This is a genomic window from Ruegeria hyattellae (assembly GCF_041537925.1).
GTDB lineage: Bacteria > Pseudomonadota > Alphaproteobacteria > Rhodobacterales > Rhodobacteraceae > Ruegeria_C.
Map to the genome: position 1 here is coordinate 127,556 of NZ_JBGOSH010000010.1, position 16,127 is coordinate 143,682.

Annotated in this window: 15 protein-coding genes and 1 pseudogene; 3 read left to right on the plus strand and 13 right to left on the minus strand. The window is 55.3% G+C overall.

The annotated features are described in order from the left end of the window. Window positions 1-11: 11 nt before the first annotated feature. On the minus strand, window positions 12-1,223 hold the full coding sequence (locus AB1E33_RS20835; protein ID WP_372579173.1) for a nuclear transport factor 2 family protein: 1,212 nt from the start codon (window positions 1,221-1,223) through the stop codon (window positions 12-14). A 185-nt stretch (window positions 1,224-1,408) separates the two neighbouring features. Here AB1E33_RS20835 and AB1E33_RS20840 point away from each other — a divergent pair, with 185 nt between their 5' ends. From AB1E33_RS20840 to AB1E33_RS20850, 3 genes are all read left to right on the plus strand, one after another. Then, window positions 1,409-2,431 (plus strand): ester cyclase, encoded by a 1,023-nt coding sequence (locus AB1E33_RS20840; protein WP_372579174.1) that lies wholly within the window; start codon window positions 1,409-1,411, stop codon window positions 2,429-2,431. A gap of 7 nt (window positions 2,432-2,438) precedes the next feature. Then, a complete protein-coding gene (locus AB1E33_RS20845; RefSeq protein ID WP_372579175.1) occupies window positions 2,439-3,458 on the plus strand; it encodes an ester cyclase in 1,020 nt (339 codons plus the stop codon). Window positions 3,459-3,850: 392 nt separating this feature from the next. After that, a complete protein-coding gene (locus tag AB1E33_RS20850) occupies window positions 3,851-4,219 on the plus strand; it encodes an IS110 family transposase (protein ID WP_372579176.1) in 369 nt (122 codons plus the stop codon). 152 nt (window positions 4,220-4,371) lie between these two features. On the opposite strand, the gene fsa is transcribed toward AB1E33_RS20850, so the two are convergent. The 12 genes and pseudogenes from fsa to AB1E33_RS20910 all read right to left on the minus strand — a co-directional run bounded on the left by fsa (window position 4,372) and on the right by AB1E33_RS20910 (window position 15,713). Beyond that, on the minus strand, window positions 4,372-5,025 hold the full coding sequence (gene fsa / locus AB1E33_RS20855) for a fructose-6-phosphate aldolase (RefSeq protein ID WP_372579177.1): 654 nt from the start codon (window positions 5,023-5,025) through the stop codon (window positions 4,372-4,374). A 15-nt stretch (window positions 5,026-5,040) separates the two neighbouring features. Then, window positions 5,041-7,035: a transketolase gene (gene tkt / locus AB1E33_RS20860; RefSeq protein WP_372579178.1), complete on the minus strand. Its 1,995-nt coding sequence runs from the start codon at window positions 7,033-7,035 to the stop codon at window positions 5,041-5,043. A gap of 26 nt (window positions 7,036-7,061) precedes the next feature. Next, window positions 7,062-7,313 (minus strand): hypothetical protein, encoded by a 252-nt coding sequence (locus AB1E33_RS20865; protein ID WP_372579179.1) that lies wholly within the window; start codon window positions 7,311-7,313, stop codon window positions 7,062-7,064. A gap of 43 nt (window positions 7,314-7,356) precedes the next feature. Then, window positions 7,357-7,494: pseudogene (locus AB1E33_RS20870) on the minus strand (guanine deaminase); the annotation flags it as partial. Window positions 7,495-7,530: 36 nt separating this feature from the next. Beyond that, entirely contained in the window at window positions 7,531-8,745 is a 1,215-nt protein-coding gene (locus tag AB1E33_RS20875; RefSeq protein ID WP_372579180.1) for a phosphopentomutase, read from the minus strand. 4 nt (window positions 8,746-8,749) lie between these two features. Next, window positions 8,750-9,559, minus strand: a complete 810-nt coding sequence (locus AB1E33_RS20880) for a purine-nucleoside phosphorylase (protein WP_372579181.1) — start codon at window positions 9,557-9,559, stop codon at window positions 8,750-8,752. 241 nt (window positions 9,560-9,800) lie between these two features. After that, window positions 9,801-10,538 (minus strand): ABC transporter permease, encoded by a 738-nt coding sequence (locus AB1E33_RS20885; RefSeq protein ID WP_372579182.1) that lies wholly within the window; start codon window positions 10,536-10,538, stop codon window positions 9,801-9,803. Beyond that, complete coding sequence (locus tag AB1E33_RS20890) at window positions 10,538-11,305, minus strand: ABC transporter ATP-binding protein (RefSeq protein WP_372579183.1); 768 nt, start codon at window positions 11,303-11,305, stop codon at window positions 10,538-10,540. The genes AB1E33_RS20885 and AB1E33_RS20890 overlap by 1 nt, the downstream gene beginning before the upstream one ends. Before the next feature lie 23 nt (window positions 11,306-11,328). Next, window positions 11,329-12,393 carry an ABC transporter substrate-binding protein gene (locus tag AB1E33_RS20895; protein WP_372579184.1) on the minus strand — a complete coding sequence of 355 codons (1,065 nt, stop codon included), beginning with the start codon at window positions 12,391-12,393 and terminating at the stop codon, window positions 11,329-11,331. Window positions 12,394-12,412: 19 nt separating this feature from the next. Further along, on the minus strand, window positions 12,413-13,771 hold the full coding sequence (locus AB1E33_RS20900; protein ID WP_372579185.1) for a sulfatase family protein: 1,359 nt from the start codon (window positions 13,769-13,771) through the stop codon (window positions 12,413-12,415). Continuing rightward, window positions 13,764-14,495, minus strand: a complete 732-nt coding sequence (locus AB1E33_RS20905; RefSeq protein ID WP_372579186.1) for a GntR family transcriptional regulator — start codon at window positions 14,493-14,495, stop codon at window positions 13,764-13,766. The genes AB1E33_RS20900 and AB1E33_RS20905 overlap by 8 nt, the downstream gene beginning before the upstream one ends. A 486-nt stretch (window positions 14,496-14,981) precedes the next feature. Further along, window positions 14,982-15,713: a GntR family transcriptional regulator gene (locus tag AB1E33_RS20910; RefSeq protein WP_372579187.1), complete on the minus strand. Its 732-nt coding sequence runs from the start codon at window positions 15,711-15,713 to the stop codon at window positions 14,982-14,984. Between the last annotated feature and the right edge of the window lie 414 nt (window positions 15,714-16,127).

Sequence of the window (16,127 nt, forward strand, 5' to 3'; positions counted from 1 at the left end):
CGCATGTGCGGTTAGGTGTCGCTCAGGATCTGCATCAGAATCCCGAACTCATTGAAAACAGTCCATTCTTTCTGGACTTTGTTGTTATGAATATGCCACTGAGTGATGCCCCAGATATGGGCTTCTTTGCCAGTGGGTTCGCCGTATGGACCGTTCCCGCGATGCGCACCAACACCACCCCAGCGAACTGAGACGAGATATCCGTCTTTCGCATTGCCCATCCAATAGATATCGTCGACAGCCACACGAATATTCGGGAACATTGCAACCATCGACATCAAATGGGAGCGCAGCTGGCCGACACCCCGGTAGACACGGCTGGTAGAGCCTTCAAAAACGACGTCCGGTGCATAGACCTGATCCATCGCACCAAAATTCCTACGATTCCAAATGCTCTCGAAAGCCACGTGCACGAACTCGCGAACATTTCCATCCACTACATCCGGGATTGGTTGGCGCTCTGGGAAGGCCTGCCCACCCAAGCGCTTTGGTTCACTGGCAGCAAAATTTGGTGCGAACGGACCTTGCGGACGCTGTGACGCAATCCTCTTGGCCATCTCACCCACATCAAAGCCCATTTGTTGGATCAGGGCTGCGGTGTCGTACGCAACGTGCTCGTCGTAGATTTCGTTGTCTCGAGCAACACAGTTGGCGATGCAGAAAAGTCGCAGAGGGCGGTTGGTGGGGGGACCAAAACGAGAATAGCCGGTATTTGTCCCCATGATCATGGTGCGGTGTGAGGTGTGAAAGCTGACGTCATCATTGCCAGCCCAGATCACCTCATCGGCCACAAGACGTACATCTGGAATTGCGTTGTTGGTGTGAACCGTATCGGCCACGATTTTATCGCGCCCATATTGGAGGCCCACATCATCCCAAACTCGGCAGTCATGGCTGTAAGTGTCATAGATACAGCCGATATCTTTCTCCTCCCAGATCTGATGCGTGATCCGGACGATGTAATCGACAATGTTTTTGTACTTACCCTCAAACCCTCGCATCGAATGCGTGGCGAGGTGGTCGGGCTCTTTGCCGAGAAATTCCTTCGTGCCACCGCGACGATATTCTTCCAACGAAATAGAAAAATCCGTTGGCATGTGCTCATCTTTCAGTGGGCTGAACCGAATATGCGTTCCTCCTTTTGCATTTTTCGCTTCGCTGCGTACCGTCGGCGTCACGGAAGCGGTGGAGGAAACTTCAGGTAGTTTGTTTTTCTGTGTCACGGGGACCTCATGGATTCCAGATCGCATACGTATGCGCTACAATACGCGCTATATCCCCGATTCTGTCAAGGGACCCGGCATCGATATTCACATATCATGCCAACACAGCTAAAAATTAGCACTTGAGCTTTCATCGAAATCTGAAATTGTAACGCATACCTATTCATCATAGAACGGATTTCGGGATGTCTCACCTTCAAGATGCAAAATTACTTGTCCGCAAATTCTATGCCGAGCTTGATGCCGCGACGTCGGAAGCTTCAGCGGATGTCCTTAAGAAACACGTCGCTGAGGCGTATCGTTGGCGTGGGTCCTTCCCTTTCAACGAGCTCTATGGTGCTGAAAGCGTCGCAAGCTCATTTTGGGCGCCATTGAAAGATGCATTCGGTCGCACCCAACGTCGCGAAGACATTTTCTTCGCCAGTCACAACAGATTGGACGGAGGAGAAACGACCTGGGTGTGTTCGATGGGTCATATCTTAGGTCATTTTCATAAACCTTGGATCGATATCCAACCTCACCACAAGATGGCGTTTCTGCGCTATTGTGATTTTAATCGGGTTGAGCACGGCAAGATTCAGGAATCGGCGCTTCATATCGATGTTATGAGCATTCTGCTTCAGCTTGGGAGTCGCGTCATTCCAGAAGCAACCGGAGTTGTGACCATGACACCAGGGCCGCAACCACATGACGGTTTGCTATTTGACGAACATCCGGCAAGCGAAGGAGAAAAGACACTCGATGTGATTGAACGGATGATTGGACGGCTGATTGGCAGCGGCGTAAAAACCACGATGGCTGATTTGGCCGCAGACTGGACCGAGGACATGCTTTGGTGGGGCCCAACAGGCATTGGAGCCTCCTACACGTATCAAGGTTATCTGAAGGGCCACACAACGCCCTTTGAAGATGGATTGGAATTTATTCGCCATAATGGGCACATAGTCCGCTTGGGTGAGGGCAGTTATGGTGGTTTCTTTGGCTACCCAAGCATGACAATGCGGTCAAAGGGTGGGTATATGGGGCTGACATCCAGTGGGGACACGACCGCGGATATGCGTATCGTTGATCTCTATCGAAGAGATGGTGACAAGCTGGCCGAGAACTGGATTTTCATTGATCACCTCTGGTTTCTGAAACAATTGGGCGTTGATTTGATCGAGCGCCACCGCGCTCTGACAGCGCCAGTTCAAGAATTTCTAAGGTGATCACGCCGTGACGCTGACCCCTTTTGATCTTTCTGACCGAATGTCCTCGTACCGCAACGCGTTGTACAATTTTGTTACGGATCAGGCGCAAAGAGAACTGGATACGCTCACCGGTCCAACGGCACTATTCCGGATGTGTACCCCCTTTGAAACCTGTCACTCAGCTGAGGAGTTCTTCGACAAAACCTATCGCCCGTTGGCAATCGCGCTTCCAGACATGGAGTGTCGCGATCTGATCCGTATTGCAGGGCTAAGCCAGTCTGGGCAGACATGGGTTGGGATCATGGGCAATATCCACGGCGTCTTTTCCAAACCGTTCTTGGACATACCACCCACTGGGCACGTCGTGCATATGCGGTATCACGAGTTTTATCGTTTTTACGGGGCTCAGATTGTCGAGATGCACGCGATTTGGGATCTTCCCGAGCTCATGATGCAAGCCAAAGTTTGGCCCATGTCGCCGAGCCTTGGCCGGGAATGGTGCGTTCCCGGCCCGGCCTTACTCGACGGGATCAGCCGTGGCCAACCCGATCCAAAACATTCCGCCCGGTCACTTCAAGTGGTCGAACGTATGCTCGAACAGATGAAGGACTACCCGGCAAAAGGCGGCCCCGAAACAATGCAGCTTGAGCGGTTCTGGCATCCCCGGATGGGATGGTATGGACCGGCTGGTATTGGAACTTCCCGCGGCTTTGATGGCTTCACAAACTGGCACATGTCGCCCTGGGTCAATGGGATGCCAAGCTGGAGCGGTCAGGAGTTTCATGATCTTTGCCATTTCTTCGGTGATGGTGCCTATGTTGGGGAAACCGGCTGGCCCGCAATGAAGCAAACCCTTGTCGGCGACGGTTTCCGCGGTATTCCTCCTACTGGCCAAACCTTGGACATTCGCGGGTTGGATTTTTGGCGCTTGGAGGGAAATCTCATCCGCGAAAACTGGGTTATGGTGGATTTGCTGCACATGTACCAACAACTCGGGGTAGATGTCCTGGCGCGCATGAGACAGCTACGAAAGACGAGCCTCTAACTTTCCTTTCGGACATAATAATAAGCGATGCGGCCAGCGTACGGATTTCACATAATTTACCTTACGCAGCTCGGGTATGAAGCAGGGGCACATTCTAAAGGTTGTGATGGAATGGACATCCCCTGATCTCTCATCTGGTAGGTTTTGGAGATGGAAACCATCAGGAGGTTTGCAAAATGGCGAACTTGGAGCTTGTCGGCATAGATCTGGCGAAGAATGTGTTTCAACTCCGTGGGTGCGGTGCCAGAGGAAGTAGTTTTTTGCGAACAACTGAGGCGCAACAACCCGCGTTCGTTCGTTGCTGAACTGCCAGCGTGCACTCATGCGATGGAGGCTTGTTCCGGGAGCCATTATTGGGGCGAGGATTTTAAGCACTCGGACATTCGGTTCGTTTGATCGCGCCCAAATATGTCAAACCGTTTGTGAAACGCAGCAAGAGTGATGCGATCGACGCTCAAGCCATTTGTGAGGCAGCGCTGCGACCAACGATGCGGTTTGTGCAGGTCCGCAGTGAAGATAATCAAGCAGTGGCCCTGGCTTTCAAAGCGCGGGTTCTTTTGGTCCGGCAATGCAGACAGATCATCAATGCCTTGCGCGGCCACCTATCCGAGTTCGGTTTTGTGGTTGCGAAAGGCCCAACACATGTCCGCAATCTTGTTTTTGCCGTCGAAGACGGGACCATTGAATTGCCGGAGATGTCCCGTCCTCTCCTGAGCATTTTTTTCGATACGCATGGCGCCTTAAATCGCCGTATCAGATAGTTGGAGGCGCAATTCGTACAGCGTGCCAAGAAAGATGAAACATGTCAGAGGTTGACCGCGATGCTAGGCGTTGGCCCGATAATTGCGACAGCGTTTACTGCACTTGCTCCACCACCTTCGACATTTGGACGGGGCCGCACGCTGCAGGTTTCTTACATGATCGACTGGCCGGTTGCTGCCCAGTCGGTGGTGAACTGTTCCAGCCCCTTGTCGGTCAGCGGATGACCGGCCAGCTTGCGGATCACACCCGGAGGTATCGTCGCCACATCGGCTCCGGCCAATGCTGCGTCCGAGACGTGGTTTGCCGAGCGGATCGAGGCGGCTAGGATCTCCGTTTCAAAACCGTAATTGTCATAAATCTGGCGGATGTCGCGGATCAGGTCCATGCCATCCAGATTGATATCATCCAGCCGTCCGATGAAGGGCGACACATAGGTTGCGCCTGCCTTTGCAGCCAGCAGCGCCTGACTGGCCGAGAAGCACAGCGTCACGTTGGTGCGAATGCCCTCGCGCTTGAAATGGGTGCAGGCTTTCAGGCCTTCGACCGTCAGCGGTAGCTTGACCACCACGTTCGAGGCGATTTTCGCCAGATGCGAGCCTTCGGCGATCATACCCTCGGCGTCCAATGCGGCAACCTCTGCCGAAACCGGGGTGTCGGTGATGCCGCAGATCTCGGCGACCACCTCTTTGAAATCGCGGCCCGATTTGGCCACAAGGCTGGGGTTGGTGGTGACGCCATCCAGCAGGCCGGTGGTCAGCAGGTCCTTGATGTCGTCGATTTCAGCGGTGTCTACGAAGAATTTCATGAGGTCTGTTTCCTCTCAGTTAGCGGTTTTCGTTAGGTCCAGTGCCCGCGTCACGATGGCGTCGCGGGTAATTCCGTATTCCAGATACAGCCGTTCAGCCGGGGCTGAGGCCCCAAAGCTGCGTACCCCGATCACGTTGTCCTCGGACCCGACGTAGCGGGCCCAGCCAAAGGGGCTGGCGGCCTCAATGGCGATACGGGGGGCGTCGCCCAGAACCTCGGCCCGGTAGGCTTCGCTTTGCGCATCGAACAGCGACCAGCAAGGCAACGAGACGACAGCAGCGTTGACGCCGTGCTGTGCCAGATCTTCTGCGGCTTCGACGGCCAACGCGACCTCGGTACCCGTGGCGATCAGTGTGACATCGCGCGCGCCCTCGCAATCTCGGATCACATAGCTGCCTTTTGCGGTGAGATTTTCACCCGCATCAGTCAGTCGCAACTGCGGCACACCCTGCCGCGACAGCGCCAGCAGGCATGGCGAGTCACGGCTCTCCAGCGCGATGCGCCATGCTTCCAGTGTTTCCACCACATCAGCGGGCCGGAACACATGCAGGTTCGGGATGGCGCGCAGGCTGGCCAGATGTTCCACGGGCTGGTGGGTCGGGCCGTCCTCGCCCAGACCGATCGAGTCATGCGTCATCACATAAGCAACCCGCGTGCCCATCAGAGCCGACAGCCGGATTGCGTTGCGCATATAGTCTGAAAAGACCAAAAACGTGCCGCCGTACGGGATCAGCCCGCCATGCAGCGCCAGCCCGTTCATCGCAGCTCCCATTGCGAATTCGCGCACGCCGTAATTCACGTAACGGCCAGTGCCCGCGCGGGAAAATGCCGTATCGGTGCTGGCGGTCTTGGTCAGGTTCGACCCGCTCAGATCCGCTGAACCGCCGATCAGTTCCGGCACGGCTTCGGTCAGGGTTTCCAGCGCGATCTGGCTGGCCTTGCGGGTGGCGACCTTTTGCGGGTTGGCCATCAGATCGGCCAGCGCAGCATCATAGGCGGCGTCAAACCCGGCGGGCAGATCACCTGCGATGCGGCGGTTGAACTCGGCCTTTTGGTCGGCTGGCAGCGCATCAACGCGGGCTTGCCACGCCTCATGATCCGCCTGTCCGCGCGCGCCGATCTGTCGCCACGCATCGACGCGGTCGGCGGGCAGGTCGAACGCACCGGGCGGCAGACCCAGCCCGGCCTTGGCCGCCTGCGCATCTTTGGCCCCCAGTGGTGCGCCATGCGATTTCGCGCTGCCCGCCTTTGAGGGCGATCCATAGCCGATGGTGGTCCGGCACAGGAGGATCGAAGGACGATCAAGCTCGTCCTTGGCCGCTTGCATCGCCTGATCCAGATCGTATGTGTCATGGCCATCGGCGTGCAGCACATGCCAGCCGAGTGCGGCGAACTTGGCAGCCGTATCCTCGGTAAAGGCCAGATCGGTGCTGCCATCGATTGAGATGCCGTTGTGGTCATACAGCAGGTTCAGCCGTCCCAGACCCAGATGGCCCGCAAGCGAGGCTGCCTCTTGCCCGATACCTTCCATCAGGCAGCCGTCACCGGCAAAAACCCAAGTGCGGTGGTCGCAGATATCGGCCCCGAATTCTTCCCGCATCCGCGCCTCGGCTTTGGCAAAGCCCACGGCCATGCCAAGCCCCTGCCCCAGCGGGCCGGTGGTGGTTTCAACGCCCGGCGTGTGGCCCACTTCAGGGTGGCCCGGCGTGGTCGAACCCCACTGGCGGAAATTGCGGATCTCATCAATGCTCATCCCCGGTGCGCCGGTCAGGTGCAGCAGCGCGTACAGGAACATCGAGGCGTGGCCGTTCGACAGGATCACGCGGTCGCGGTCGAACCAGTCGGGATGGGCCGCGTCAATCTTCAAGTGATTGGCATAAAGCACCGCCGCCATGTCGGCCATGCCCATCGGCGCGCCGGGATGGCCCGATTGCGATTGCTCGACCGCATCAATCGCAAGCGCACGGATACAGTCGGCAAGGCGGTTCAGATCGCTTCTTTCAGTCATATCATGTCCTCGGAACGGTCAAGTCATCACATCAGGCGCGCTGCGTGGGTGCGGGTGTTCAGGTCGGTCAGGTCCGCAACACCTGCCGACAAATCGGCCAGCGCGGTCTGAGTTGCGGTGTCCAGCGCGCCGCCCTTGAACCAGATGCGCAGTCCATGATTGTGGCTGACCGAGCCATCGACCGGGTCGTGGTACGAAAACTGATCCGTGTGTGCGACGGTCAGAGATCCGCCTTTGGTTTTCGACAGTGCCGCCAGCCGCCCAATTAGATCGTCCATCAGGGTATGTGCCGCCGCCGAGTCCACGCCTTCGTAGTCATGGCGGGAACGTATAGTTTTGCAGCCAGTCCAGCAGCTGTTTCCCCCAGGAGGCAATGACTTGTGCCTGCGGGAAATGCAGATGCGCGTCATTAAAGCCGGGCAAAAGCAAATTCGTTCGGTGGTCAGTGACGGGTGCATCGGTCGCCAGGATGCGAATGCTTTCGTATGCACCACTTTAAGACGCCCCCATTGGCGTGCCCGCGGCCTTGTATGGGACTTCCAAATGATGCGCTACCGTGGCAGCGATATCGGAAAGCGACCGGATTCCATGATCCCCTGAGAAACCTGCTCCGCGGATCAGAATTGGAACCTGCTCACGAGTATGGTCAGAGCCGCGCCATGTCGGGTCATTGCCGTGATCGGCGGTCAAAATGAGCAGGTCGCCCTCGAGCAAGCGTTCGAAAACTTCAGGCATGCGGGCGTCGAATTCCTCCAGCGCATTGGCATATCCGGGCACATCCCGCTGATGACCGAACTCGCTGTCGAAATCGACAAAGTTGGCGAACATGAAGCCACCATCCGCCAGGTCATCCATTGCTTCGATTGTTTTGTCGATGAGCTTCATGTTGCCCGGCGCCTTGCGCACTTCATCCAGCCCGCGATAGCTGAAGATATCGCCAATTTTGCCCATTCCAATCGTGTTGCGAGCTGCATTGCTCACATAGTCGAGCAGCGTGTCACTGGCAGGTTCAACGGTAAAGTCCTTGCGGTTCCCGGTGCGCGAGAATCCAGTTTCGGCGTCACCAACGAATGGTCTGGCAATGACGCGCCCAACGCGCATGGGTGCAGTCAGTTCAAAAACCTTCGCACATACCTCATAAAGCCGGTCCAGACCAAAATGCTCTTCGTGAGCGGCGATCTGGAATACCGAGTCGGCTGAAGTGTAGCAAATTGGTTTACCCGAGCGGATATGTTCTTCGGCAAACTCCTGAATGACCGGAATTCCCGACGCATGCTTGTCGCCCAGAATGCCGGGCAAACCGGTTCCGGCCAGAATCTGGTCAACCAATTCCGGCGGGAAGCATGGTTGGGTATCCGGGAAATGCGTCCAGGCACGATCCACCGGAACGCCGGCGATTTCCCAATGGCCAGACGGTGTGTCCTTACCTGCCGAGGTTTCGCGGCCAACGGCCCAAGCACCAAAGGCTTCTGCTCCCAGATCGTCTATTGCATCAGGAACCGAAACGTTTGCGCAAGCGCTCAAACCCATTTCGGCCATGTTGGGCAAGTGCAATCGGCCCGAGCGTACGCCCTGCCGATCACCGTTACCTTCTGCACATGCCTGCGCAATGTGGCCCAGGGTATTGGAACCTTCGTCACCAAAGTCGGCTGCATCCGGTGCACCGCCGATGCCCACCGAGTCCAGAACAAACACAAATGCGCGCGCCATGACCTTAACCCTTGTAGTTTTCCAGATAGTGCTTGAGCACCTTGGCTAGTTTGGCCGAGCCAATCGGGGCCATGTTCTTGGTGTGCTCGTGGCTGAGATTTTCGTCGCTCATGCCCGCGCCCATATTGGTGATGGTCGAAATGGCGCCGACGCGAAGACCAAGAAAACGCGCCAGAATTACCTCGGGCACCGTGGACATACCGACAGCATCACCACCCAGAACCTGAGTCGCGCGGATCTCGGCCGGGGTTTCAAAAGACGGGCCCGAGAACCAAGTGTACACTCCGTTCGGCAGTTCGACGCCAACTGCGGCTGCCGAAGCGTCCAGTGCTGCCCCGATCTCTGCGTCATAGGCACCGTCCAACGCGACAAAGCGGCGGTCGGTTTCTTCACCGATCAACGGGTTCAGTCCGGAAAAGTTCAAATGGTCCGAAATGCGCAGCAAGCTGCCCGGCTGATATGCTTCGCGCACAGAACCTGCTGCGTTGGTCAGTATAAGCTTCGTGGTCTCCAGGCCTGCGATCACCTCAAGCGGGAAACGCATGACGTCCGCCTCGCCACGCTCATAGTAGTGCATGCGCCCGCCCAGAATCGCGATGTTTGTCCCGCCAATCGTGGCAAGCTTCAGCTTCGGCGCATGGCCCGAAACGCCTGCATGCGGAAAGTCAGGCAAATCTGAATAGTCGATGCTGGTCCCTTCAATCTCATCAATGAACGAACTCAGGCCCGATCCAAGAACCAGGGCGACATCGACCTTTCCGATGCCGGATCGGTTTTGAATGAGATTAACTGTATCTTGAACGTTCACGTCCAATCCCTTCGTTTTTTGCCGGTCACCGGCGCTCCGTGGGTAGTGCATATTACGCAGGGCAATTGCCACGCCGCTTGGGCGGGAACCGTACGGGCTGCGTCAGACGACTAGTAGTCGGGTCTGATGGCAGCTGCACCTTCTTGAGAATGTTCGCGACACTAGTGTGCCGCGCGGGTCTCCCCGCACAATTTCTTGGGATTGGGCGGTGCGTCCGCGACGCCCAAAAGCCCTTTAGTAGGAGAGCCTATGCTTCCTGCCAGCGCATTACCCACTTGCGCAAACGAACCACCAACAGATAGTTGCCAACGCCAAGGACACCGGCAATCAACGTCACACCATACAGCGTGTCCGCCCGATAGGTTTCCAGCGCCGTCACGATCAGGTAGCCCAAACCTTCGCGCGAAAAGAAGAACTCTGCGACCACCGCGGCGATGATTGCGCCGGTAAACGCGATCTCATGCGCGGCCATATAGTAAGGGATGGCAGCCGGCCAACGCACCTTCCAGAAGATCTGCCAGCGTGACGCGTTCAGAACCCGCATCCTGTCAAGCAACACTTCATCTGCGGCCCGCAGACCAGCAGCAACGTTTGCCACCAGAGGGAAGAACGTCACGATAAAGACGATGATGATCTTCGGGAGTGGGGTGGAGCCCAATGTAAGAATGAGGATCGGCGCGATCACAACGTAAGGAATGTTCTTGATTACGATGAACCAGGGCATGATAAAGTTCTGCACCGATGGCACATAGACAAACAGGATTGCGATCGCGATCGCGAAGATGTTGGCAAAGGCATAGCCGACTAATGCCCCCACCATCGTCACCCCGGTATTATAGAGGAACATCCGCCATTCGATGATTACGTGTTCCACAACCGGAACAGGTCCAGGAAGAATGAAGGGCTCAAGGCCCGAGGTCCAGACCAACAGCTGCCAGATGATTGGCAGCGACACGATCATAAAGAGATAGCCGTAGCGCTCCATTATGCCGCCTCCTCTTCTGCGTCTTCTTCGACGCCATAGAGCTCTCGGCGAACCTCGAGAACTTTGTCCCCAAACGCGGGATCAGTTTTGAGCGACCGGCGCCGTGGTCTCGCGAAATCCACATGCACCGTTTTCTCGATCCGGCCCGGACGCGGCGCCAGCACGATAATCCTGTCCGCAAGCATGACGGCTTCGTCCATTGAATGCGTCACGAGAACAACCGTCTTGGGGTCTTTGATCAACACTTCGCCGACAAATTCACACATGTACTCGCGGGTCATTTCGTCCAGCGCGCTGAACGGTTCATCCATCATTAAGAACGGTGGATTATGAACCATAGCGGCCGCGATGTTCACCCTTTGCTGCATACCGCCCGATAGCTGGTGCGGGTAATGATGCAGAAACTGTCCCAATCCAAAGTTGGTTAGGATTTCCTTGGGCGACAGGGGACCAGTGACACCGGTAATATCCAGCGTGAGTTGGACATTTTCCAGTACAGTCTTGGACGGAACAAGCGCAGGGCGCTGGAATACCGTGCCCATCTTGTGTTCGCGCCTGATTTCATCCGGAGGCTTACCACCGACCAGAACTTCGCCCGACGTCGGGGTCTCAAGATCAATAATGTGTCGCAACACTGTCGTCTTGCCGCATCCGGACGGCCCGATAAGGGCGATGAATTCGCCCTCAGTGATCTCAATATTGATGTCCTGGAGGGCCTGAACAGCGCCAAAGGACTTCGACAATTTTTTGAACGATATGGCGCTCATGAGTTAACCCTCCAACGTTCTGATCATTCGCAGGGAACAGTCGGGAAGAAACCGTACTGCACTAGCGTGGCCGCGTTTTCGTCCCATTGGTCCAACGAGGTCTCCAGTAGCCGCTCGCCTTCGTTGGTGATCAGAAACTCCTGGTTCTTGAACCGGAACAGCACATCGTCTTTTGTGATGCCGGTGGCATCCGTCGCGTGCTTGACGGTGATCTCTGCAGAACCCTCTGGGTCGTTGACTACATCCGCAAGCCCCCGATAAGTGGCGCGCATGAAACGCTTTGCGACTTCGCTATTCTCGTCCAGCATTTCCTGCTTCATCACGATCGAGACCGGATAGTCGTTGAACGCAAAGTCTTTCCATAGAATGGCGTTCCATTCATGCCCACGATCCTCGATGACCTGCGTCTGGTTGAAGATCCAGCCAAAATAGAAATCTGCTGCACCCGCAAACAGCGCGTCCGGGGCAAAGCCGGCTTTGATGACGTTGACCTCGCTTTCATCAATACCGGCCTTGTCCAGCATGATAGGCAAATGACGCAGGAACGGACCGCCGGCAACAGTTTTGCCTTTCAGATCCTCAGGTGTCAGCTCTTTGCCGATCAATTCCTCATCAATGGTCAGCAAAGCACCCGGAGCACCCTTCAGAACGCTGCCAACAACAACAAGGCCGTCAATCGGCGTTGGAGATGTCAGAGCCTGCGGAATGAACGAGCCGGAAGATGCAACGGCCACATCAACGGCGCCGCCCCCCAGAGTCTGGATATGGTTCTTGCCGGGACCGCCGGGCACCAGTTCAATCTCGATGCCTTCATCCGCGAAATAACCACGCTCGATTGCATTGTAGAAATGCGCATGTTCGGCGTTCAGCACCCAGGACAAACCGACCTTTAGGGTCACCGGTTCACTCAGCGGCGTGATGCTTTCCAGATCGGCATCCGACGGAACCAGATCATTTCTGACATAAGCGCCTGCCGGTACCTGGTCCTGAACACAGGCCAGGGCTTGATCGAAACTGATGGAACTTTCTGCCCATGCGGTTTGTGCCATAACTGCGAGACCGCAGCCAAGAATGGTCTTGAGTTTCATTTTGTCTCCTCCCAAAGGATCAGCGCCAGGCTTCTGCGCGATTGAATTGCGGGTCGCCAAAGAACCAGTCAGCATCTTTTGGCGGTACACCGTGTTGCTCGAAATACGCCTCCAGCCGGTCTCCAAGATCCCGGCTGACGCCGCTATAGGACGGATCGGCTATCAGGTTGTTTCCCTCTCCATCGCCAACGCTCAGATCAAATAATTCGTCGGGGCGGTTGTCGTAGCGACGGATCAGTTTGTGTTGTTTTGTGCGTATCATGCGCGCGGTACCGTATTCGGCCACCTGGAAGTCCCGCCACACGTCGTTTTGGCCTTGCAAAAGCGCGCTCAGATCGCCGCCGGGATGCGTCATCGCATAATCAAGAACACCGGCAGCACTGGCCAGAGTTTTGAATGAATCCATATGATCGGCAAACTGCTGCAAACGGACGCCGCTTTGATAACGTCCCTGCGCAGAATAAATCATTGGCACCCGGATACTTTCCTCGATAAGGTTTTGCGGCGCAGTGGCGTTCCCCTTGCCCCAAATCCCGTGATGGCCCAGACATAGTCCATGATCCGAAGTGTAAAGGATGATGGTGTTTTCCAAATCACCACTGGTTTCAAGCTCATCCAATATACGCCCGACGGCCTCATCGATAGCGCTGACGGATGCGTAATACTGCGCTTTTGCTTCGTGTTTCGATGCATCGGATGCTTCGGAGTGCTCGATATTCAGCACCTCGCCGCCGAACACCCTCTCGGCTGACGGGATGTCATCGAAGCCACAATCGCGATAGGGCTCAACCAGCCGCTCAGGCTGCCCCGACCAAGGGGAATGCGTGGCATAGAAGCTTGTGAAATGAAAGAATGGTGCGTTCTTGTCCCGGCACTGAAGAAACCGGATTGTCCGGTCGGTAATGTGGTGCGTTTTGTATCCGGCCAGTTCCACGTCCCGACCATTGTCAGAATAGCGATAGACCCCTTTGTGCTGGATCGGATAGTCGCCCGACAGGGCAAACCAGTCGGAGAAACCGTTCTGCACTAGCTCATCCCGGCCCAGATGCCATTTTCCGGAAAAACCACATTCATACCCCGCCTTGCAAAGTTTTTCAGGAAGGGTTTCGAACGGCTTCATCCACTCGCGAGTGTGAAACTCTCTGGCGGCAGCGATATAGTCGTGAATGCCATGCTGGCTGGGAAGCAGCCCGGTGAAGAAACATGCCCGCGCAGGAGAACAGACAGGGATTGGCGTAAACGCGTTTTCCATGACCACTCCGGATTGGGCCAGATAGTCGATGCTTGGCGTGCGCAATTCGCTGTTTCCATAAGATGGCAAAGCCCACTGGCCATGGTCATCATTAAAAAGCACCAATATGTTCGGTTGATCAGTCATCGCAGTTCACTCGAATTGTGCCCAGATAGTTGAGAGGAATTGTGTTCGGGAGGACAATGCTGTCGGACACGATCACCGATTCTAGCGTCATGGTTTGCAGAACCGAATGAACCTGAACCAGCGGCGCGCCTTGCTCCACCTCAAGCATTTCGGAAATCCGGGCATCACAATTCAACGCCGAAACCGAAACTTTCTGAGAGAATCGATTCTGAGCCGTAAGCTTGCCTACAAGGGCAATCATATCGCCATCAAAATGTGACCAATCCTCAATATGCTCAACGAGGCGCTGCGGAAGATAGTCACTGACAACGATCATGGGCGTGTCATCAGCGTAGATCACACGTTCCACCCGCTTGATGTCGTTCGGACGCTTTGCCTTTAGATCACTTGCGACCTCTCCGGGTACCTCATGCGATCTAGGTTCTGTCAAGACAACTCGCGCTTTCATTCCCATCTCACTAATGATGTTGGGAAAGCTCAGATAATTTCCATGGTCCTTAGGAACCTCTCGCAAGAAGGTGCCGATTCCATGGTTACGAGTGACAATCCCTTCGGACTCCATCTGCACCAGCGTCTCGCGAACGGTGTTGCGGCTAAAGCCGAATGTGGCCGCCAATGATGCCTCGGAGGGTAGTTGGTCACCGACCTTCATGTCGCTCTCGCCAACCAGTTGGATCAGTCGGCCGCGAACTTCATCGCTTTTGTCTTTGATATAATCTCCCATACGCGATGGTTATCACAGTAAAGGTTGGACGTCCAACCTTTTAATTCAAAGCCTAACTTTGGTCACACAGCATCGGTCGGCGTGTTTCAAACTCTTCCAAAAAGGTAGTGAGGTTTGCTGTGCCGACTGGTCGACCTGCTCGTCAACGAATCGATTGAATAGTCAATCTCGAAGGGCACCTACCTGTGTGGCATTGATGACCCGTCGCGCGATGGGCGGTAATATGGTTTAATTACAACGTATTACGCATCGATGAAGTTCCTAGTGCACGCGAACCACCTCAAATCAACGAAGTGCGATTGTATAACGCAAATGCCTGCGTGTTTGGATAATCATGCAAGCCCATGGCGTGATACGAGTGTAGGGCATGTTTCAAGGTTGCTGCAGAATAATGCCCAAAGCATTTTGACTATTGAGCACACAGTAGCCCTGAAAAATGCACCCTCTGGAAGCGATTATGTTGAACAGGTTCGCATTTACTCCGGCTCAGCCATAGGGCGTCACCCGAATTGTCCCAAGGTACTCCAAAGGTAGCTCGCCAGGACGCAGAAAGCTGTCGGTAACGGCAACCGGTTCCATTGTCATCGTTTGCATCAAAGTGTGGACATGAATGACCGGATCTCCAACTTTTAACCTGAGCCTTTTGGAAAGATCAGCACTGCAGGAAACTGCATTGATCGAGACATTCTGTGTAAACCGCGTGTTCCCGACAGCCTGTCCGATCAACGCAACCATATCTCCTGAGAAGTCATCCCATGATGCAATTCGCTCAATGACCCGGGCCGGAAGGTGATCGACAATGTAAGCCACCGGTATCGCATCGGCCCCTAAGGTTCTCTCGATCTTCTTGATTGCCTGCGTTCGGGATGCACCAAGCTCACCGATAACGGATTGAGGCGGAACACAGTCCAACGGTCCCACCAGATCGATCGATGGCTTGCGCCCAGACTCCGCAATCAGTTGTGGGAAACTCTGATAGGTCCCATGGCGCTTCGGGGCGCAACGTAGAAAAGTGCCGATGCCGTGATTGCGCAGGATCAGACCTTCGGTTTCCATCTGAACCAGTAGTTCCCGGATTGTGTTGCGGCTGACACCAAACCTCAAGGCTAAGGCGGCCTCAGACGGTAAACGGTCGCCCTCGGCAACTTCATCGCTTTCCACTAGCTCAATAAAGAGTTTGCGAACTTCGAATGTCTTTTCGGGGTGTAATTTACTCATGCGAATCTGGGTAGCACAATTTTGGTTGTCCACCCAACCATACGGTGATTGGGAACCTCTCGTAATCCTCAAGTACGAATGTGGCCGCATCCTAGGTAGCACCGCAGCAGTTGCTCGAATGAAGACTGTTGCTAATCGTAGCTTTCTGACCGGGCGGCGGAGGCTTAGCGAATAAAGTGTTATCCTATTGATCTAGCAAAAAACTTAGCAAGGCAAAACCCGAGCGCGAAGAGTTCCGTTCGGAATACCTTGACCAAATTGATCCCGCTATGCATCGCTGCTGCTTAAGGTCTGGTTCACTTGAACGGATTGGGCGTCAACGAAGGTCAGAACCGTTCCAATTTCGCATCTGTAACCGTTGTTCATAATGCATTCACGGGGCGTCGTTGCAGAACTCCCTCTTGAGGCCTGCAC